We start from the raw sequence: 384 nt of genomic DNA, 5'->3' as shown, positions 1-384 counted from the left end.
TGTATTCATATACATCCAATGAAATTTATAAGGGAGTAGATGAATCGATAAAGGACTTTATTATAAAGATAACGAGAGAAAAGCCACTAGGACCTCCACGATTTGAGGTGGGTAAAGAATTACGTATAGGGGATTCAAAAGCTTTTTACTTAATATGGGACGAAAGTAAGCAATTGCGAGAGATTGATCCGAGAGTTCGAGATCGTAGTTTTCTGGAAGAAAACAAAATAAAGCTATTTCCCAAAAAAATTGGAGATTTCTACGATATAGAAATAAAAGGAAAAAGTTATAGAACCGTGGCAGTCAAAGAAACTATACGTTCGGGAGAGAATGTCACATTTCAAATATTACGTGAAACTACGACTGAAACAGAAGTACTGCGTA

Annotated in this window: 1 pseudogene; it reads left to right on the top strand. The window is 34.9% G+C overall.

Annotated elements, in window-relative coordinates:
• Positions 1 to 384: pseudogene (locus KVT34_RS29945) on the top strand (sensor histidine kinase); the annotation flags it as partial.

The sequence above is a fragment of the Paenibacillus sp. GbtcB18 genome (assembly GCF_019091125.1).
In the GTDB taxonomy this organism is placed as follows: Bacteria; Bacillota; Bacilli; order Paenibacillales; family NBRC-103111; genus Paenibacillus_F; species Paenibacillus_F chitinolyticus.
This window is presented reverse-complemented; position numbering and strand designations above follow the sequence as displayed.